We start from the raw sequence: 18,683 nt of genomic DNA, 5'->3' as shown, positions 1-18,683 counted from the left end.
AGCGCTGGTTGACTTACTTCCAGGTGCGGTTGCGACCGCCACCGCCGCCACCCTGGCGCTTGCGGAATCCACCGCCGCCACCGCTGTTGCCACGCGACTGCGGACGACGCGGCTGCTGCTTGGGGGCAATCAGGCGCTGGTAGTCCGACTCGGCGATCGGGGTGCCTGACGGCACGCGGGCACCGGTGGACTCGCGCAGGTCGACGCTGCCGGGAGCAACATCGAGCGGGGCAACATGCACACCGGCCTGACCGGAGATGCGACGCATTTCCTTGCGCTGGTGCGGCAGGACAATGCTGACGACGGCACCTGTTTCACCGGCGCGGGCGGTACGTCCAGCGCGGTGCAGGTAGTCCTTGGAGTTCATGGGTGGGTCCACCTGCAGCACGAGTGAGACATCATCGACGTGGATGCCTCGAGCGGCGACGTCGGTGGCCACCAGGACGGGCAGATCGTCGCCCTTGAATGCGGCCAGAACGCGTGCGCGAGCACCCTGGGTGAGACCACCGTGGAGCCCACCAGCCATGACACCCACTTCGCGGAGCTGTCCGGCGATGCGCTCCACGCCCATCTGGGTGCGGGCGAAGATGACGGTCTTGCCGTCACGGTTCGCGATCTCCGCGGTGATGGGGTTCTTGTGGTGCGGAGCCAGCTGCAGCATGTGGTGTGTGAGCGTGGTGACGGCGTTCTTCGACGAGTCCACCTCGTGCGTGACGGCGTCGTGCAGGAACTTGCGAACCAGACGGTCCACCTGATGGTCGAGCGTCGCGGAGAACAGCATGCGCTGCCCGTCGCTCGGGACGGCCTCAAGCAGCGTCGTGACGGCGGGCATGAAGCCCAGATCGCTCATGTGGTCGGCCTCGTCGAGGACGGTGATCTCCACCTGCGAGAGGTCGGCGGTGCCCTGCTCCAGCAGGTCGATGAGACGGCCGGGCGTGGCCACGACGATGTCAACGCCGCGCTCGAAGGCGCGGGCCTGCGGGATGTAGGACATGCCACCGGTGATGAGCGTCAGGTGGAGCCCCAGGGTGCTCGCCAGCGGCGAGAGGTCGTCAGCGATCTGGAGTGCCAGTTCACGGGTGGGGGTGATGATCATCGCCCGGGGCGAGCCCGAGGCCTTGCCGTCGGCCAGGCGGGTCAGCATGGACAGGCCGAAGGCCAGCGTCTTGCCGGAGCCGGTGCGGCCACGGCCGAGGACGTCGCGTCCCGCGATGCCGTCGACGATGGTGGCGCTCTGGATCGGGAAGGGCTCGGTGATGCCCTTGGTGCTGAGCTGCGCCACGAGCGGGAGTGCGACACCCAGCTCGGCGAAGCCGGACGCCTGGTGTGCGGCCGACACCTCGACGTCGACGACGTCGCGGGCGGTCCAGCTCATCTGGTCGGCTTCGGCGTTGTGGTCGGAGTTGCTGCCGCCACGGTCGTGGTGATTGTCGCGGCGCGGCTGGAAGGCACGATCGCGGAAGTCGCCCGAGGGGCCACGGCGTTCGCCACGGCCACCTTCGGAGGCGAAGTGCCTGGGACGCTCTGAGCCGCGTGAGTCGCGGTCATCGGTGCGACGCGGGCCACGATCATCGGAGCGGGACCGGTCGTCGCGCCCACGGCTCTGGAAGCCGCGATCGCTGGAGGTGTTGCGGTCCTGGTAGCGGGGACGCTCGTTGCGCTCCTGGAACGTGGGGCGTTCGCTGGAGGTGTTGCGGTCCTGGTAGCGGCCGCGGTCCTCGGAGCGACGGTCGCTGGAGAAGCTGGAGCCGGAGTCGCGACGGCCGAAGGAGGGGCGACCCGTGGAACCGGAATCGCGACGATCGGAGGAGCCGGAATCGCGGCGGTCGAACGAGGGGCGACCCGTGGAACCCGAATCGCGACGATCGAACGACGGACGACCCGTGGAACCCGAATCGCGACGATCGAACGACGGACGACCCGTCGAACCCGAATCGCGACGATCTGACGAGGCGGACCGGCCGTATGCGGGACGGTCGGAACCGGGGCCACGACGATCGAAGGAGCCGCGGTCATCGCGGGAAGTGGTGCTGCGGGGTGCGCGGTCGTCGCGGCCGGAGTCGGAGCGGGGTGCGCGGTCGTCGCCGGCAGCACCGTCCTTGCGGTCAACGTAGGGGCGGGAGCCCTCGTAGGGGCGGTGGCCGCCGCCCTTGCGGGGGGCGACGCCCTTGGCGGCGCGCTCGGCAGCGCTCCAGCGCTTCTTGGGCTTGCCGTCGACCTTGCGTGATTTGGGTGCTTTTTTGTTGGCCATGGCCATACGGTTTTCCTTAACGGGTGGTTCACGAGCCCGGCGGCGTTTGCGCCCGGCGTGGCTCGTCTCGTCCCTGAAGGTGTCCCAATACAAGACGGCCAGAGGTCGCAATGTGCTTCTGCGCCTCGATGGTGCTGCTGTTCCAAAAATGTAGCGGCCCAGAACCCGGCCTGCGGTGCAAATACGCGGACCGGAGCAGCGCGGTCGCGGGGGGCCAATCTGGCCGTGGGCCACTTTACCGGTTGTTACCGCATTTCCCCAAAGACGTGGATGCAGAGCTCAGTCGAACAGTCCAGACGCCAGGTGGTGATCCGCAGAGAAGCCGGGTGGCAGCGCGAAGACGGCTGAACCGATGGCCGTGGTCCACTCGTTGAGCGCGTCGGAGGCATCCAGGGTCTGCTGGACGGGAATGAACTGCTCGGCGATGCTGGCCTGGAAGGCCATGAACAGAAGACCGGCCGTTTCCTGCCCCGCGTCGTCGACGTGGCTGTAGTTGACGCCGCGTCGCAGCATTCGTCGGCCCCTGTTCTCGGCCGGGTGCGCGCGCCGGGCGTGGGCGTCGAGCGCCACCACGGGGACGCCGTCGACCTGGGCTGTGCGGTCGATGTCGTCCTTCTCACTTCCCCCGGTCAGTGGGGCACCGTCCTGGAGGTTCCGGCCGACTGCCTTCTCCTGCCGGTCCCGCACCAGGGCGTCCCACTCGTCGAGGTCCATCTGGATGCGACGCACCACCAGTTGGGTGCCGTTGGACAGCCACCCGTCGGTGGACCACAGGGCCTGCCCCAGTTCCTCGGCGGACGGGTTGCGGCTGCCGTCCACCTGACCGAACAGGTTGCGGCCCGTCACGGGGTTGCCGCTGGGGTCCACCCCCCGCCACGAGCCGGCCTGGCTCCAGCGGGGCAGCGCGAACGGTCGGGCATCAACGGTCATCCGGCGGCTGGCGTGCGCGACGGTGGTCTCGTCGTCTGCCTGCACCATCACCACAAGGTCGCCACCCACCCAGCGCTCCTGCAACTTGTCGTGGTCCATGGGTGGGATGTCCTGGAACCCAGCAGGGCGTTTGTCCTCCAGCCCGGGGAGGCGGAACACGCCGGGGCCCATGCCGACCGTGATGGTCAGGGACACGCCCTCCTGCGCCAGGTCTGGCGTCGCATCCCCGGGCGCCGGTCGCCCGGCCATCAAGGCGGCGATGGTTCCGCTCCAGACCCGCATCAGCCGCGCCAGCGCGCCGGCGTCGGTCTTGCCGAGCAGGTCCAGGGCCAGGAGCCGGTGGGCGGCGGGGGCCGGCGTGAGGATTCCGGACTGGTGCACCCCGTAGGGATCGTGCCGCTGACGGGTGACGCCCTCCCCCACTGGCAGTCCGTGGGGGCCGGGCGGGTCGCCGAGGCTGACACGGCCACCTACGATCCCGGCTGCAGCGCCCACGCCCGCGGCGCCGGCGTACCCGAAGAGGGAGCGGCGCTTCATGGGTGTGGGATCGGACATGGGCCCAGTCTATGAAAGGAGAAAATGATCATCCAGCCGGGCTTGTAGGATCGCGTCCCATGAAGACATGGTTGGTACCTGCCGTTGCCGCGACGATCTTGTTGGGGGCCTGCAGCACGCCGGCCCAGGACACCACCACGGGCGTGATTTCCGGTGACCCCTGGGTCCGCACCACCGACGGCTCTGAGCAGCCGGACATGTCGGCACTCTTCGTGAATCTGACGAACCCCACCTCCGCCGACATCACGCTGACGTCCGCTGACTGCGGGGACGTTGCAGGGATGATCCAGGTGCACGAAATGGTGGAGCAGGACGGCGGCATGGCGATGCGCGAGGCCAAGGGCGGCCTCGTGGTGCCGAAGGAGTCACACCTGCACCTGGCGCCCGGCGGACCCCACATCATGCTCATGGACCTGACCCGCGAACTCCCAGCGGGAGGCGAGGAAATCTCCTGCACGCTGACGTTTGACGACGGCCAGGAGATCGAGCTGCTGGCACCGGTCAAGGAGTTCACCGAGGAGCAGGACACCTACCACTCGCACGCGCCCAGCGAGGACAGCTGAGCAACCCCTCAGGACACGGAGACGCCACTGCGTTTCGACAGCTTGATGGCGTCGGCGTAGTGGCCCATCAGTTCCTCGCAGATGCTCTCCCAGGTGCGGTCGGCCACGGACGCGCGGGCCGCCGTGCCCAAATCCTCCCGCTCGGCGGGGTCGGCCAGCAGCCGGACCACGTGGCCACGCATGGCGGCAAGGTCGCCGGGCTCGTAGAGCAGCCCCGTGACGCCATGGTCGATGAGGTCGATGGGGCCACCACGGCGCGGTGCGATCACGGGAAGACCGGAGGACTTGGCCTCCTGGATCGACTGGCAGAACGTCTCGAGTTCGCCCGGGTGGACGAAGACGTCAAGGCTGGCCAGTGCAGTCGCCTGCTCGTCACCCTCCATGTGTCCGAGGAAGTGGGCGCCCGGCAGCGCATGCTCCAGCACTGAGCGCCCGGGGCCGTCGCCGATGATGACGAGTTTGCTGTGGGGAATGTCGGCCAGCACGGACAGGTCCTCCACCTGCTTCTCGTTGGCCAAGCGCCCCATGTAGCCGACCAGAAGTTCCCCGTTGGGAGCGAGACGAGCATGCAGGGCGTCGGAGCGCTTCAGAGGGGTGAAGCGCACGGCGTCCACGCCCCTGCCCCACACACGGACACGCGGGATGCCCTGCGCCCTCAACTGCTGGCGGGCAAAGGTGGACGGGGCCAGGTTGAGCGTTGCCAGCAGGTGGGTCTTGCGGACCTGGTGCCACAGGAGCGGCTCCAGGTGCGGGAAACCGTAGCGGGCCGCGTAGGAGGGAACCTCGGTCTGGTAGATGGCCACCATGGGGATGCCCTGCTTGGCAGCCACCGAAGCAGCCTTGAACCCGATCGCGAAGGGGGCGGCCAGATGGATGATGTCCGGGGCGAAGGCGGTCAGCATCCGCTCCACCGTGTGCGACGGCGTCGTCACGAGGCGCACGGTGCCGTATCCGGGTAGGCCGATGGAGGGAACCGTCTCCACGGGGTAGCCCAGGTAGTGGGTCGGGGTTTTGTTTCCGTCCTGTGGGGCGATGACCATGGCATCGTGCCCATGGGCACGGAGATGCTCCAAGAGCCGCAGGACGGAGTTGGTGACTCCGTTGACCTGCGGCAGGAAGGATTCCGCAATAACAGCCACTCTCACGGTACGGAGTCTAGGTGAAAGTCATCCACGCAATTCCCGCCCCCACGTGGTCAGCTGACGAAAAAGTGCTTCCAGACCAGAAAATGGGCGCGCTCCGGGCCGAAAACGGTGCCGGACGGAGTTTTCCGTCAGCGCAGGTCCGCGACGTCCACGAGGTCGGCGATCACGTCCGGGAAGAAGGAGGCAAGCACGTCGGGCGGGTGCGGGCCGGGGTGTCGGCTGGCTGTGATGGCCTGGAGGCTGGCGCCCAGGATCGCCGCCCGGTCCGCCTCCAGCCCCGCTGCGAGCAGCGTTCCACACGCCCCCGCAAGGGTGTCGCCGGACCCGGCCTGCCCCGTCCAGGCAGGACCGCGGACGGCGATGGTCACGGTGCCGGACGGGGTGGCCACGTACTGCGTGCCGCCCTTCAGGAGAACCGTGGCACCAAAACGTGAGGCTGCCTCACGCGCCTTGCCCATAGGGTCGGCATCCACCTCGTGGCGCTGGACTCCGAGCATGCGTGCAAGTTCCCCGGCGTGTGGCGTCAGGAGGCTACCGGGGGGCAGGTCAGCGGGCAGGAGCGACAGCGCGTCAGCATCCAGCACCAGCGGCACGCCGCGGCTGAGGGCACCGGCCAGGCGCTCGGCCGCGTCCTCGAGGTCACCCCACCCGGAGCCCAGCACCATGGCCTGGACCCTGCCGTCCGCCATGACGACGCTGGGGAAGCGTGAAACCACCAGTCCCTGCGGTGCACCACCCAGGTAGCGCACCATGCCTGGGCCGGCGTGCAGCGCGCCGGCACACCCGAGCAGGGCCGCCCCCGGATAGTGCGAGGACCCCGTGTCAAGACCGACCACGCCCCGGGTGTACTTGTGGCTGTCCGGGCCGGGCACCGGCCACCAGCGGGCGACGTCGGACTCCTCCGCCACGAACACACCGGTGTCGGGGACGGGGACGCCAATGTCGACCACCACGAGGTCGCCGCAACGCTCGGAGGCCTCGCCCACGACGTGGCAGGGCTTGGGCGCGGCGAATGTCACGGTGCAGTCGGCGCGGAAGCTGGGGTGGGCGGCACCGCTGTCGGTGTCGAGTCCGCTGGGCAGGTCGACCGCCAGCACGGGCACGCCCAGGGCGTCGACGGCGTCAACGAACATGGCGAGGTGCTCAGGGAGTCCTGCGCGGCCGCCAATGCCGAGGACCGCGTCGATGACGAGCGAGGCGTCGGTGAGTGACTCCGTGGCCTCCGCGGCATCCACCTGACGGCAACCCGCCTCATCGGCGGCATGCAGGCCTGCCTCGTGCCCCGTACCCATCGCCAACCACACCAGCACGTCCCGGTCGCCGGCCAGCGCGGCGGCCGCGTACAGGCCGTCCCCCCCGTTGTTGCCGGGACCGACAGCCACCACCACGGGACCGCTGGGCGCGATCACCCGCGCGACGGAGACGATGGCGTCGGCCGCCCGTGACATCAGGTCAACCCCCGGCTGCTCCGAGAACACTTTTTCCTCGGCTGCTCTCAGGTGGGACGCTGTTGCGACTGTTCTCATGACTCACACACCACCATTGCTGTTGCGTACCCACCGTCGTGGGAGATGGACAGATGGATCGAGGAGATCCCGAGCGCCGCGATCCGCGCCGCCACGGTGCCGGTGGCCACGAACGACGGCACACCCACCTCGGACTTGGTGACCTCACAGTCCAGCCAGCGCATGCCACCCGGTGAGCCCAGCGCCTTGGCGAGGGCCTCCTTGGCCGCGAACCGTGCAGCCTGCGACGGCAGGGACAGTTCCTGTTCCCCCGGGGTCAGGAGTCGCCCCAGCAACCCCGGCCGACGCTCCAGCATCGCCTCGAACCGCTCGACGACGCACAGGTCCGTCCCGATGCCCACGATCATGGGCCCAAGCCTAGGCGCTCCACCGGTCGCGCCTCCCGTGGCGCCATCAAAAGCCAGGGAACCCCGTGCCGGTGCACGAGATCCTTCGCGACGCCCAGCTCCTTCGTCGCGGGACCACTCAGGAAACACAACGAGGCGAATCCTTCGTCGCGTCAGCTCCACAGCCCCCGGGGCCGGCACTCCCACGAATTCGACACGGTGATCGTTGCCCGGGAGCGAGCCGTCTCGACTGTTGCTTCAGCCGTGAATGTGGTCGACTGGTGACACGGCGTACAGGCGTGCGTCGACGCAGTCCAAGCCCGACGATCCGACCACCGCGCACCTGGGAGTCCTGACACCATGACGACGAAAACACTGGGGCGTCTCGCCCCCATCGGCCTGTTGTGTCTCCTGACGGCGTGCAGCGGTTCACCCCAGAACACACCGGAGCAGACCAGTCCCCCACCGGTGACGTCTCCGTCCTCGCCGGGCGAATCGGCGACACCGACCGCGCCCGAAAGCCCTGCGCCGGTGCCCAGTACTTCCTCGCAGCCCGCACGCAGCGAGTCCGCGTCGACCGACCAGATCCCCGCCGTGATTCATGGCAGGTGGATCACTGTCAGCCAGGGGGAGACGCCGCGAGAGTGCACCAAGGCGGTGGAGGCCGAAGGTGCCATCATCACCATCGATGCCAGGAAGATCAGCTCGTTCGCCTTCCTCTTCGAGCTCGATTCGATCAAGGAGAGCGATGCCAACAGCATGGTGGGCCAGTTCGCCTACCACGACGACAGCGACGCACTCCTGACGCCGCAGATCACACTGATGACCAAGGACGACTGGAAGACGCTGGAGTTCATCGAACTCGGCACCGAAGGCCAAGAGCCGGCCTTCTACTCCCGCTGCGCCTGAGTCTCTGCGCCGCAACAGCCACCCCTCACGGTCATCCGACCGTCACCGGGCCCCACCAACTGGGGCCCGACGGCTCACTCGACCGTGACCGACTTGGCCAGGTTGCGGGGCTGGTCGACGTCGTGGCCCAACAGGGTGGCCAGTTCGCAGGCGAACAGTTGCAGCGGCACGGTGGCGACCAGGGGCTGCAGCAGCGTGGAGACCTTGGGAAGCTCGATGAACGTGTCGGCGTTGGCGCGGGCTTCGTCGTCGCCGGCCTCCGCCAGCACGATCGTCCGGGCGCCGCGGGCGCGCACCTCGGCAATGTTGGAGATCACCTTGTCCCGCAGCTGGTCGCGGCCGCGCGGCGGCACCACCACGAACATTGGCAGTCCCTGCGACACCAGGGCGATGGGACCGTGCTTCAGTTCGCCGGCCGCGAATCCTTCAGCGTGGATGTAGGCGAGTTCCTTGAGTTTCAGCGCCCCCTCGAGTGCGACGGGGTACCCCACGTGGCGCCCGAGGAACAGCACGGACGGTGCGTCCTTGAGTTCGGCAGCCAACTCCAGGACGGGTGCCTGGTTGTCGAGCACCTCCTGCATGAGCCTCGGCATCGTCTCGAGCTCCGCGAGGATGGCGGCGATCTCGTCGCCGTACTTCATGCCCCGCACCTGCGCCAGGTACAGGCCCAGTAGGTAGCAGGCCACCACCTGCGTGGTGAAGCCCTTGGTGGAGGCGACGCCGATCTCCGGGCCTGCGTGGGTGTAGATGACAGCGTCGGACTCGCGGGGAATGGTGGCACCGTTGGTGTTGCAGATGGCGATCACCTTGGCCTGCTGCTCACGGGCGTGGCGAATGGCCATGAGCGTGTCGGCCGTCTCGCCGGACTGGGAGATCGTCACCACGAGCGTGGCGGGATCGATGATGGGGTCGCGGTACCGGAACTCCGATGCCAGCTCCACCTCGCAGGGGATGCGGGTCCAGTGCTCAATGGCGTATTTCGCGACGAGGCCGGCGTAGAAGGCGGTGCCGCACGCGACGATGACGATCTTGTTGACGCGGCGCAGCAGCTCCGGGCTGATGTGCAGCTCGTCGAGCATGAGCTCGCCATGCTGGTTGAGGCGACCCAGCAGCGTGTCGGCCACGGCCTTGGGCTGCTCGAAGATCTCCTTGCGCATGTACCAGTCGAAGCCCTGCTTCTGCGCGGCTTCCAGGTCCCAGTCGATGCGGAATTCGCGGGTCTCTGCGGGGCCCCCGTCGAAGCCGGTCACGCTGACACCCTCGGGGGTCAACTCCACCACCTGGTCCTGCCCCAGCTCGATGGCGTCGCGGGTGTGCTCGATGAAGGCGGCCACGTCGGAGGCCAGGAAGTACTCGCCCTCCCCCACACCCACCACGAGTGGGGAGTTGCGGCGGGCCGCAACGATGCGGTCAGGGTCCTCGGCGTCGATGGCCACGAGCGTGAAAGCGCCCTCCAGCTGAGCGACGACGGCACGCATGCCCTGCACCAGGCCGGAGCCTGCCACCAGTTCACGCTCCAGCAGGTGGACGGCGACTTCTGAGTCGGTGTCGGAGCTGAAGACAGCCCCCTCGCGTTCCAGCTCGGCGCGCAGGACTGTGAAGTTCTCGATGATGCCGTTGTGCACCACCGCCGCCCGCTTGGCGACGTGGGGATGGGAGTTGGCATCGGTGGGTGCGCCATGGGTGGCCCACCGGGTGTGGCCGATGGCCGTGCCCGTCACGGGCAGGGGGTGGGCGTCCAGATCAGCTGCGAGGTTCGCGATCTTGCCGGCCTTCTTGCGGTAGTCGACGGCACCGTTGGCCACCACGGCGATACCCGCCGAGTCGTACCCGCGATACTCCAGCCTCCTCAGTCCATCGAGCACCACGGCTCGTCCGTCACGTTGTCCCAGGTAACCCACAATTCCACACACGTCGAGAACCGTACAGCACAAATGCTCACTTCTTGACATCCGGGCTTGGTCAGTTTTTTGCCTGTCCGTAGCGCTCCAGCGCGACGTCGCGCTCCCTGGCGTGGTCCACGATCCGCTCCGGGTAGCCGTGGTCGTAACCGTCTCCCTGGTCCCACGGTTCATGGGCGCGTTTGCCGGCGAGGTGGCCCAGCTCGGGTATCCACTGGCGCACGTAGCGGCCATCCGGATCAAACCGCAGCCCTTGCGTGACGGGGTTGAACACCCTGAAATAGGGGGAGGCGTCGGTCCCGGTGCCCGCCGTCCACTGCCAGCCGTGGGAGTTGGACGCGGGGTCCCCGTCGCGCAACAACTCCATGAAGTGGCGGGCCCCGTGCGGCCACCAGATGTGCAGGTCCTTGGTGAGGAAACTGGCCACCACCATCCGCACCCTGTTGTGCATCCAGCCCGTGCGGGCCAGCTGCCGCATGCCGGCGTCGACGAAGGGGAAACCCGTCCGGCCCTCGCGCCACGCGGCGAACTGGGCGGCGACGTCGTCGTCGGTATCGGGGTCCTCATAGATGATGTCCTGCAGTCCGGGTTTGAGGTCGTGCCACTCCGACTCCGGGTTGTGCCACAGCACGTCTGCGTAGAACTCCCGCCAGGCGAGTTCGGTGGCGAACCGCTTGTGCCCTGGGTGCCGCTGGTCAAGGTCCGCCAGGAGGGTACGGGGGTGCACGGTGCCGTACTTCAGGTGCATGGACAGCTGGGACGTGCCGTCGATGCCGGGCTTGTCGCGGTCCGTGTCGTAGGCGTCGATCACGTCAAGGAAGTCGGCCCACCTCTGCGTGGCGGCCTCCTCCCCCACCTCGGGCAGGTCGACGTCAAGGTCCTGCGGCTCCGGGACCTCCAGGCTGTCAACGCCGTGGGCGAATTCCAGCCCCCTCGGCAGCGTCGCGGGCGAGGGCCAGCCGTGGGCGTTCCAGGCCTTGCAGAACGGGGTGAACACCTGAAACGGCGTGAGTGACTGGTTCAGCAGCGTCCCGGGGTCCACGGCGTAGGGGCTGGACGTGCCGACGAGCTCCACGTCGTCGCCCAGGGCATTGCGGACCCGTTGGTCGCGGATGCGACCATAGGGCTGCGATTCGGCCGAGACGTGGATGGTGGTCGCCCCCACCTCCCGTGCCAGCTCGGGCAGGACCTCTTCGGGTGAGCCACTGCGGATGACGATGCGGCCGTCGTAGGACTCCTGGGCGGCCCGCAGTGCCCGCAGCAGGCACACGGTGCGGACGCTGGACTCGGCCAGCAGTTTCTCGTCGAGCACGAACACGGGCAGGACGGTCCCGACACCAGCGGCGACGGTGAGGGCGGGCAGGTCGTGCAACCGCAGGTCGCGTCGCAACCAGAGGATGGAAGTGGCTGACATGGGACGACGCTAGCGCACGGACGGGCGAGAGACGTTCTGCGCGTACGCCCCCATCACCCTGGGAAGGGTCACCCGAGGTTTCATCCGAGCGCCCCAGCTTCTGCCTTCGGTGAGGAATGAGTGGGGCGGGGTGTGCGCCGCCGCCATGGCTTGTCCCGCCCCCTGCTCTCCTGCATGCTTGGGGGCGACGCCAACCGAGATGAGACGACTGTGGCCCGACCCTTTGTGGTGGTGAGACGCGGAGCGTGGTCATCGCTGGCGGACGCCACCCAGATCGACGTCGACGAAGCCACGCTTGCCCGCCTGCGCGGCCTCGGCGACCCGACGTCCCAGGAGGACGTCGCCGAGATCTACCGTCCCCTGACGCAGCTCCTTCACCTCTACATGGCCAACGCCTGCCGGTTGCGTGACGACAGCAACGAGTTCCTGCGGTTGCGTGTGCGCCCCACACCGTTCGTCATCGGGGTGGCGGGGTCCGTGGCCGTCGGCAAGTCCACGACGTCACGCCTGCTGCAGGAACTGCTCCGACGCGCGCCGGGGTCGCCGCGCGTGGACCTGGTCACCACCGACGGCTTCCTGTATCCCAACGCGGAGCTCGAGAGCCGGGGTCTGCTGGAACGCAAGGGCTTCCCCGAGTCGTACAACCGTCGGGCGCTCCTGCAGTTCGTGGTGGACGTGAAGTCCGGCGTCCCCCATGTCGAGGTGCCGGTCTACAGCCACTTGATCTACGACATCGATCCGGAGCATTCGATCGTGGTGGAGTCCCCGGACATCCTCATCATCGAGGGGCTCAACGTGCTGCAGCCTGCCCGTATCGAGCCCGACGGCACCTCGGGGCCGGCCGTCAGCGACTTCTTCGACTTCTCCGTGTTCGTCGATGCCGACGAGGCCGACATCAAGCGGTGGTTCCTGGAGCGGTTCATGGCCCTGCGGGACACGGCCTTCCAGGACGAGCGCAGCTACTTCAAGCAGTTCACGACGCTCGGCGACACGGAGGCGTGGGACTTCGCGTCGCAGGTGTGGGACGACATCAACGGCCCCAACCTGCGGTTCAACATTGTCCCCACGCGTGACCGGGCCACCGCCATTCTCCGGAAGGGCCCGAACCACAGCGTCCAGACCATCGCCATCCGGAAGGTCTGAGCGGGATCAGCGGCCGAGCCGCGTCCTGACCTTCTCCGCCAGACGCTGGGCGATCTCCTCGGCCTTGTCCATCGTGGGCGCCTCCACCATGACGCGCACCACGGGCTCTGTACCGGAGGGTCGCAGCACGACGCGGCCACTCTCGCCCAGTTCGTGGTTGGCGTCGGAGACGGCGCTGGTGATCTCGGGGTCGATGCCCGCGCGCAGCTTGTCGACGTTGCCCACGTTGATGACCACCTGCGGCAGGCGCGTCATGACGGAGGCGAGCTCCTTCAGCGTCTTCCCGGTCTTCACCACCCGCTTGGCCAGATGCAGGCCCGTGAGAACGCCGTCGCCGGTGGTGGCGAACTCGCTCATGATGACGTGCCCGGACTGCTCACCGCCGAGGCTGAAGCCGTTGGCGTTCATGGATTCCAGCACATAGCGGTCGCCCACCTTGGTCTGGTCGACGCGGATGTCGTTGGCCTTCATGGCCTGGACGAACCCGAGGTTGCTCATGACCGTGGCGACGACGGTGTTGGAGGCCAACCTGTGGTCCTCCTGCAGGGAGAGGGCCAGGATGGCGAGCACCTGGTCGCCGTCGACGATCTCACCCTCGTGGTCGACGGCGAGGCATCGGTCGGCGTCGCCGTCGAAGGCCAGGCCCATGTCCGCATTGGATGAGACGACGGCGCGCTGCAGCGTCTCCGGGTGGGTGGAACCGCAGCCCGCGTTGATGTTGGTGCCGTCGGGCTTGGCGAAAATGGTGGTGACGGCGGCACCCGCGCCCTCGAAGGCCAGCATCGCGGTCTGGTAGCTGGCGCCGTTGGCGCAGTCCAGCACCACGGTGAGCCCGCTCAGCGGCTTCTTCTTCCGCAGCGACTTCACGAGGTGTGCCACGTACAGGTCGACGGCGTGCGGCTCGGAGATGATGCGGCCCACCTTGTCGCCGATGGGGCGCTGCCAGTGCTCACCGAGGTGCTGTTCGATGGCGTCCTCGAGGTCGTCGCTGAGCTTCACCCCGCCGCGGGAGAAGAACTTGATCCCGTTGTCCGGCATGTCGTTGTGGGAGGCGGAGATCATCACGCCGAGGTCGGTGCGGTACTCGTTGACGAGGAACGCCGCCGCCGGGGTGGGAACCACGCCGATGCGCATCACGTCAACACCGGCGCTGGCCAGTCCGGCGCACACCGCGGCCTCCAGGAACTCGCCGGAGGCGCGGGGGTCACGCGCCACCAGTGCCGTCGGTTGGCGTCGGCCGAAAGCACCGGCCTCGCCAAGGACGTGCGCCGCCGCGACCGCAAGGTCGAGAGCGAGTTCTGCCGTCAGATCCACGTTTGCGACGCCACGAACGCCGTCAGTACCAAAGAGTCGAGCCACTGCAACACCCTAGCCGCAACTTGCGCACGACGAATGTTCGGATGGGGCGCGCGGCCTCAGGCCTCCGACGGGGCGCCGTCATGACGCCATGTTCCGGGCCCGATCCGCAGCGCGAAACCACGGAGCATGTAGCCGGAAATCAGCTCGTCCCAGCCCATGACCGGCTCCTGGAGGATGACGACGTCCCGTGCGAGCAGCCGACGCAGCAGGGCGTCGGATTCGGAGATGGCCAGGTGCTGGCCGGGGCACTTGTGGGCACCGTCCCCGAAGCTCAGGACGGTCTCGTTCACACCACGGGGCAGCTCCCGTCCGGGGCACAGGTTCAGGGGCTCGTCCCCGACGGTCAGCGGGTCGGCGTTGGTGTGCCGGATGTAGAGGTCGATGAGTTCGCCGGCCCGGATGGTCCAGGTCTGGTCGCCGTCGCTGATCTCGATGTCGTCCTGGGCGCGGCGGTAGATGTGCCCCACCACGGGTTCCAGCCGGATGATCTCGTGCAGGATGGCGTGGCGTTCCTTCTCGCCGGCGACGAGGTAGCGGGCGCGCAGGGCGTCGTGCTTGAGCAGGTGCCAGGCGGCCATGCAGATGTACTCGCGCGTGGTGACCATGCCGGCGGTGCCGTACGTGGTGGCCTCCACGAGGATGTCCATGTTGCCGTAGCCCTCGGCGATGAGGTGGCTGATGACGTCTTCCTGCGGCTCCTTGCGGCGTGCACGGATGGCGGGGCGGACGTCGGAGAACCAGAACCGCACCACCGGCCATAGACCGTTGAGGGCCGCCTGCATCCACTGCCTGTTGGTGCGGCCGAGGTCCTTGCGGGTGATGTCGAAGGCCGGCTGGTTGAAGAAGCGGACGAGGCGGTGCGACATGGGGCGGACCTTCGAGTTCGTGAGGCCCACCACCTCCGCGGTCACCTCGACGGTGAAGTAGAGGCTCAGCTCGTCGAGGTCGAAGCTGTCACTGCTCTGCGCATCGGCGATCACGGCCTCCGCAGCCGAGTCCATGAGGTCCTGGTAGCGGGTGGCCACGATCTTGGGGGCGAAGAACCGCGCCACCTTGGAGCGCTGCTCGTCGTGGAGTGGCCCATCGGAGAACAGGATGGGGTGGTTCTTGAGGAAACCCTGTGGGATGGCCTCGGCCGTGAACCCGGCCTGCGTGGTGGCATGCCGGGCGCGCAGCACCTGGCGCGCCACCTCCATGGACCGGATGCGCCACAGGTCGCCGTCCTTCTCCACACGAGGCTCCGCGGCCTCCCCCGGCTTCCTCGACCACCGCAGATCAGTGATGATCCCCACCTCTTCCCACGTCTCGCCCATCCGTTCCACGAGGCTAGCCCCCCACCCCACAGCACCGCATGGACCCCGCCGGACCATGGGGGCTTGGGTGGTGGGGTTCTGGTCGAGCACCACCCAAGCAAGACCGAAGAGTTATGGACCCTCGAATGTGGTTCCATGGGCGCCGTGATCAACGTTGAAGCGCTCGATGCGCATGACCCGGCACTTTTCCACGCCTGGTATGCGGCCTACCACGAGGGCGACGCCGCGGGACGGCACGCGCCCGTCGTGTTCCCGGAGTCGGTCATGCTGGACCAGTTGACCCAGGAGAGCAGGGCCGTTCGACGCGCCTTCGGCGTCTTCGTCGGGTCCGAGTGCCTCGGCGCCGCGGTACTCGAGTGGGAGACCGAGCAGAACGCGCACCTCGGGAACATCGAGGTCTACGTTCCACCGCGACACCGTCGCTCCGGGATCGGGACGGCGTTGCTGGAGCGACTGTCGCAGGAGGCCGACGGCGCGGGCCTGACCACGCTGATCGCCGAGGTCAACGCCGTCACACCGGAGGCTGCGGGCCTGCACTTTGCCAGGCGTGCAGGGTTCTCGACGGTCCTCACCGAGGACCACCAGGTGCTTGACCTCCAGGTGCCGGAGGAACGGCTGGCGCAGTGGCGATCCGTCAGCGACGCACCCGCCCTGGGCTACGCGGCCCACTCCTGGCATGGCGCGACACCGCCCGATCGTCTGGGCCAGATGGCCGCCGTCCAGAACGCCATGAACGCTGACGTGCCCACGGGAGACATGGACGTCGACCCGCAGAACCTCACGGTCGAGGAGTTGGTGGCCCAGGATGGGCGACTCGCGCGCCGGGGCTACGTCACGTTCGTCACGCTGCTCACCGCCCCCGACGGCGAACCCGTCGGCTTCACGCGCATCTACATCCAGACCAGTGATCCGGACCACGCCCTACAGGACGACACCTGGGTGCACGTCGAGCATCGGGGCCACCGCATGGGCGCCTGGCTCAAGGCCGAGAACCTTGCGCTGGTTCAGGCTGCGGCCCCCGAAGCGCGCTTCCTCCACACCTCCAACGCCCAGAGCAACGATGCCATCCTGTCCCTGAACAAAAGGTTCGGGTTCCGGCGCACAGAAGTCCTGCACGAGGTCCAGCGCGGCGGCCGAACCTGACCACCATCCCCTCCGACGCAACAATCACGTGTCACCGACTCGGGGGCAGTGCGCATGGAACAATTCCGCCATGGACGACACAGGGAAGTATCTGCCAGAGATCTACCGATCATTTCGTTCCCGTTTCGCCGACGTGGTGGAACGACACGATGCGGTCGCCGGAGCCGTTGAGGCAGCGGGGCCCCTCGACGATCACACGTTGCGGCTGGTGAAACTCGGGATCGCCGTCGGCGCCCAGTCCGAAGGCGCGGTGCGCTCCAATGTCCGCAAGGCACTGGACGTCGGGGTCACCCGTGAAGCCATCGAGCAGGTGATCCTGCTGGGCCTCACGACACGAGGCTTCCCGGCGACCGTCGCCGCGTGGCAGTGGGCAAGCGAGGTCTGGTCCAACCGAGAGGACCAGTAGCGCCCTGACTCACAGCCAACGCGGCGAGTGCCGTCAGTCGGACGCCGCGTGCAGGGGATGGGAGTCGGGCGCCACGACGTCAGCCGTCGCCTCCTCGTCCGAGGCGTGACGGGGGATGTCGTGCTTGTGGCCACCCAGCGAGAGGCTGGCCAGCATGCCGACCACCAGGAACGCTGCCGCGCTGAGCGCCGACGCACGGGCGGCGTCGGTGAATGCATTGCGGGCAGCCTCCGCCACGGGGGCCGTTGCCGGGTCGGCCCGCAGCGACGGGATGATGGCGCCTGCGGAGTCCTTCACGGCGTCGACGAACTTGAGGCGCGCAACGTCGGGGAGTTGCCCCATGGCCTGCAGGGCGTCGTCCAGACGGCTGCCGAGCGTGGTGAACAGGATGGTGCCGAGGATGGCGATGCCGAGGGCGGAGCCCACCTGGCGTGCGGTGGACTGCGTGCCGGAGCCCTGCCCGCTGCGCTCCACCGGGACATCAACGAGCACCACACCCGTGAGTTGCGCCGTCGCCAGTCCGACGCCAATGCCGTAGACGAAGAGCAGGGGTGTGGTGGTGAGCCAGCCACTCTCGGTCCGCAGAAGCAGTCCGAAGCCCGCGATGCCGACGATCTCCAGCGCGATGCCCATCCTCACGAGGGTCACCGGGGTGAACCGCTGCCCGATGGTGGCGCTGACCCCGCTGGCCGCGAAGCTGCCGACCGCCAGGGGCAGGAGCGCCAGACCCGTCTCGAAGGCGGAGTAGCCGGTCACGCTCTGCAGCCACAGGGGCAGGCTGAAGATGACGCCGAACTCCCCGAGGCTGACGATGGCCGCAGCAATGTTGCCGTTGCGGAACGACGGGATGGTGAAGAGGCTGAGGTCGAGCATGGCAGCGTCACCCCGAATGTTGCGGCCGCGCTCCACCAGGACAAAGGTCACGAGCGCCGCCACACCAACGGTCCCTGCCACGGCCGACGCGGACACCGACCACGGCCAGGTCCACCCGAATGCCGAGAAGTCCCCCGTCGCCCTGATCCAGCCGAAGTTGCGGCCCTCGATGAGCCCGAAAACCAGGCCGCCGAAGCCGACGGCTGCCAGAACCGCGCCGGGGATGTCGGTTCCTGCGCGAGCGTGCTCGTCCTTGGACTCGGCCACGTACAGGAGCATTCCCACGATCACCAGCAGACCCAGGGGAATGTTGATACCGAAGGCCCACCGCCATGAGAACGACGTTGTCAGCCAGCCACCCAGCAGCGGGCCGAGGGCGGCCATGCCACCGATCGTCGCGCCCCAGAACGCGAAGGCAATGCCCCGCTCCTTGCCACGAAACCCTGCGTTGAGGAGCGACAGCGAGGTGGGCAGCATCATCGAGCCGCCGATGCCCTGGACAGCACGGGCGAGGATGAGGAGCGTGCCTGTTCCCGACGTGGCAGCCAGCACGCTGGACCCCGCGAAGATCACCACGCCAATGATGAACAGGCGCCGTCGGCCCCACTGGTCCGCCAGCCGTCCCCACACCAGGAGCAGGGCCGCGAAGACGAGCGTGTAGATCTCCTGCACCCACTGCGCGCCGCTGGAGGTGAGTCCGATGTCGTCGATGATCGACGGGATGGCGACGTTGACGATGGTGGAGTCGACGATGATGAGCGCGACACCCAAACTGATGAAGAACAGCCCGAACCATCGACGCCGTCCGGTCCCCTTCGCTGCGTGATCGGTCATGCCCTGCCCCCTGTCGACTTCCTGCCGGCGGTCGTTCGCCCGTCGAAAGAAAAAGTACTCCTGTTTTCAACCAGCGTCGCCCCCTGACAGCA

The 18,683-nt window shown here is 68.0% G+C and carries 15 protein-coding genes; 5 read left to right on the top strand and 10 right to left on the bottom strand.

Going from position 1 to position 18,683, the window contains the following annotated elements:
- Positions 1-13: 13 nt before the first annotated feature.
- Both EAX62_RS17195 and EAX62_RS14265 read right to left on the bottom strand, forming a co-directional pair.
- Positions 14-2,251: a DEAD/DEAH box helicase gene (locus tag EAX62_RS17195; RefSeq protein WP_147454117.1), complete on the bottom strand. Its 2,238-nt coding sequence runs from the start codon at positions 2,249-2,251 to the stop codon at positions 14-16.
- 279 nt (positions 2,252-2,530) lie between these two features.
- Positions 2,531-3,736, bottom strand: a complete 1,206-nt coding sequence (locus EAX62_RS14265; RefSeq protein ID WP_121902394.1) for a Dyp-type peroxidase — start codon at positions 3,734-3,736, stop codon at positions 2,531-2,533.
- Between the two features lie 59 nt (positions 3,737-3,795).
- On the opposite strand from EAX62_RS14265, the gene EAX62_RS14260 reads away from it, so the two are divergent.
- Entirely contained in the window at positions 3,796-4,299 is a 504-nt protein-coding gene (locus tag EAX62_RS14260) for a copper chaperone PCu(A)C (RefSeq protein WP_121902393.1), read from the top strand.
- An 8-nt stretch (positions 4,300-4,307) separates the two neighbouring features.
- Here the strand turns inward: EAX62_RS14260 and EAX62_RS14255 are convergent, their stop codons facing one another.
- The 3 genes from EAX62_RS14255 to EAX62_RS14245 all read right to left on the bottom strand — a co-directional run bounded on the left by EAX62_RS14255 (position 4,308) and on the right by EAX62_RS14245 (position 7,317).
- Positions 4,308-5,444 carry a glycosyltransferase family 4 protein gene (locus tag EAX62_RS14255; protein ID WP_121902392.1) on the bottom strand — a complete coding sequence of 379 codons (1,137 nt, stop codon included), beginning with the start codon at positions 5,442-5,444 and terminating at the stop codon, positions 4,308-4,310.
- Positions 5,445-5,572: 128 nt separating this feature from the next.
- Positions 5,573-6,970 (bottom strand): NAD(P)H-hydrate epimerase, encoded by a 1,398-nt coding sequence (locus EAX62_RS14250; RefSeq protein WP_121902391.1) that lies wholly within the window; start codon positions 6,968-6,970, stop codon positions 5,573-5,575.
- Entirely contained in the window at positions 6,967-7,317 is a 351-nt protein-coding gene (locus EAX62_RS14245; protein ID WP_121902390.1) for a holo-ACP synthase, read from the bottom strand. Before EAX62_RS14245 ends, EAX62_RS14250 begins: the two co-directional genes overlap by 4 nt.
- Before the next feature lie 339 nt (positions 7,318-7,656).
- On the opposite strand from EAX62_RS14245, the gene EAX62_RS16575 reads away from it, so the two are divergent.
- On the top strand, positions 7,657-8,205 hold the full coding sequence (locus EAX62_RS16575) for a hypothetical protein (protein WP_147454116.1): 549 nt from the start codon (positions 7,657-7,659) through the stop codon (positions 8,203-8,205).
- A gap of 74 nt (positions 8,206-8,279) precedes the next feature.
- Here the strand turns inward: EAX62_RS16575 and glmS are convergent, their stop codons facing one another.
- Complete coding sequence (gene glmS, locus EAX62_RS14235; RefSeq protein WP_121902388.1) at positions 8,280-10,118, bottom strand: glutamine--fructose-6-phosphate transaminase (isomerizing); 1,839 nt, start codon at positions 10,116-10,118, stop codon at positions 8,280-8,282.
- Between the two features lie 49 nt (positions 10,119-10,167).
- Positions 10,168-11,520 carry a cryptochrome/photolyase family protein gene (locus EAX62_RS14230; protein WP_121902387.1) on the bottom strand — a complete coding sequence of 451 codons (1,353 nt, stop codon included), beginning with the start codon at positions 11,518-11,520 and terminating at the stop codon, positions 10,168-10,170.
- A 174-nt stretch (positions 11,521-11,694) separates the two neighbouring features.
- On the opposite strand from EAX62_RS14230, the gene coaA reads away from it, so the two are divergent.
- The gene (coaA, locus tag EAX62_RS14225; protein WP_121902502.1) at positions 11,695-12,663 is read left to right on the top strand and encodes a type I pantothenate kinase; all 969 of its coding nucleotides are present in this window, start codon (positions 11,695-11,697) and stop codon (positions 12,661-12,663) included.
- Positions 12,664-12,669: 6 nt separating this feature from the next.
- On the opposite strand, the gene glmM is transcribed toward coaA, so the two are convergent.
- Both glmM and EAX62_RS14215 read right to left on the bottom strand, forming a co-directional pair.
- Positions 12,670-14,022 carry a phosphoglucosamine mutase gene (gene glmM, locus EAX62_RS14220; RefSeq protein WP_121902386.1) on the bottom strand — a complete coding sequence of 451 codons (1,353 nt, stop codon included), beginning with the start codon at positions 14,020-14,022 and terminating at the stop codon, positions 12,670-12,672.
- A 56-nt stretch (positions 14,023-14,078) separates the two neighbouring features.
- Positions 14,079-15,335 carry a cytochrome P450 gene (locus EAX62_RS14215; RefSeq protein WP_121902385.1) on the bottom strand — a complete coding sequence of 419 codons (1,257 nt, stop codon included), beginning with the start codon at positions 15,333-15,335 and terminating at the stop codon, positions 14,079-14,081.
- 135 nt (positions 15,336-15,470) lie between these two features.
- On the opposite strand from EAX62_RS14215, the gene EAX62_RS14210 reads away from it, so the two are divergent.
- Both EAX62_RS14210 and EAX62_RS14205 read left to right on the top strand, forming a co-directional pair.
- Entirely contained in the window at positions 15,471-16,478 is a 1,008-nt protein-coding gene (locus EAX62_RS14210) for a GNAT family N-acetyltransferase (protein WP_233557972.1), read from the top strand.
- 70 nt (positions 16,479-16,548) lie between these two features.
- Positions 16,549-16,884: a carboxymuconolactone decarboxylase family protein gene (locus tag EAX62_RS14205; protein WP_121902384.1), complete on the top strand. Its 336-nt coding sequence runs from the start codon at positions 16,549-16,551 to the stop codon at positions 16,882-16,884.
- Between the two features lie 33 nt (positions 16,885-16,917).
- On the opposite strand, the gene EAX62_RS14200 is transcribed toward EAX62_RS14205, so the two are convergent.
- Positions 16,918-18,591: an MFS transporter gene (locus tag EAX62_RS14200; protein WP_121902383.1), complete on the bottom strand. Its 1,674-nt coding sequence runs from the start codon at positions 18,589-18,591 to the stop codon at positions 16,918-16,920.
- Between the last annotated feature and the right edge of the window lie 92 nt (positions 18,592-18,683).

Source organism: Tessaracoccus antarcticus, from assembly GCF_003688855.1.
GTDB lineage: Bacteria > Actinomycetota > Actinomycetes > Propionibacteriales > Propionibacteriaceae > Arachnia > Arachnia antarctica.
The sequence above is the reverse complement of the archived record's forward strand: the minus strand, read 5'-3'. Positions and strand labels throughout refer to the sequence as shown.

Excerpts from the sequence above, each read along its gene's own strand:
- EAX62_RS17195 (WP_147454117.1), bottom strand. The coding sequence starts at position 2,251 with ATGGCCAACAAAAAAGCACCCAAATCACGCAAGGTCGACGGCAAGCCC.
- EAX62_RS14265 (WP_121902394.1), bottom strand. The coding sequence starts at position 3,736 with ATGTCCGATCCCACACCCATGAAGCGCCGCTCCCTCTTCGGGTACGCC.
- EAX62_RS14260 (WP_121902393.1), top strand. The coding sequence starts at position 3,796 with ATGAAGACATGGTTGGTACCTGCCGTTGCCGCGACGATCTTGTTGGGG.
- EAX62_RS14250 (WP_121902391.1), bottom strand. The coding sequence starts at position 6,970 with ATGAGAACAGTCGCAACAGCGTCCCACCTGAGAGCAGCCGAGGAAAAA.
- EAX62_RS14245 (WP_121902390.1), bottom strand. The coding sequence starts at position 7,317 with ATGATCGTGGGCATCGGGACGGACCTGTGCGTCGTCGAGCGGTTCGAG.
- EAX62_RS16575 (WP_147454116.1), top strand. The coding sequence starts at position 7,657 with ATGACGACGAAAACACTGGGGCGTCTCGCCCCCATCGGCCTGTTGTGT.
- EAX62_RS14230 (WP_121902387.1), bottom strand. The coding sequence starts at position 11,520 with ATGTCAGCCACTTCCATCCTCTGGTTGCGACGCGACCTGCGGTTGCAC.
- coaA (WP_121902502.1), top strand. The coding sequence starts at position 11,695 with ATGCTTGGGGGCGACGCCAACCGAGATGAGACGACTGTGGCCCGACCC.
- EAX62_RS14215 (WP_121902385.1), bottom strand. The coding sequence starts at position 15,335 with ATGGGCGAGACGTGGGAAGAGGTGGGGATCATCACTGATCTGCGGTGG.
- EAX62_RS14210 (WP_233557972.1), top strand. The coding sequence starts at position 15,471 with ATGGGCGCCGTGATCAACGTTGAAGCGCTCGATGCGCATGACCCGGCA.
- EAX62_RS14205 (WP_121902384.1), top strand. The coding sequence starts at position 16,549 with ATGGACGACACAGGGAAGTATCTGCCAGAGATCTACCGATCATTTCGT.
- EAX62_RS14200 (WP_121902383.1), bottom strand. The coding sequence starts at position 18,591 with ATGACCGATCACGCAGCGAAGGGGACCGGACGGCGTCGATGGTTCGGG.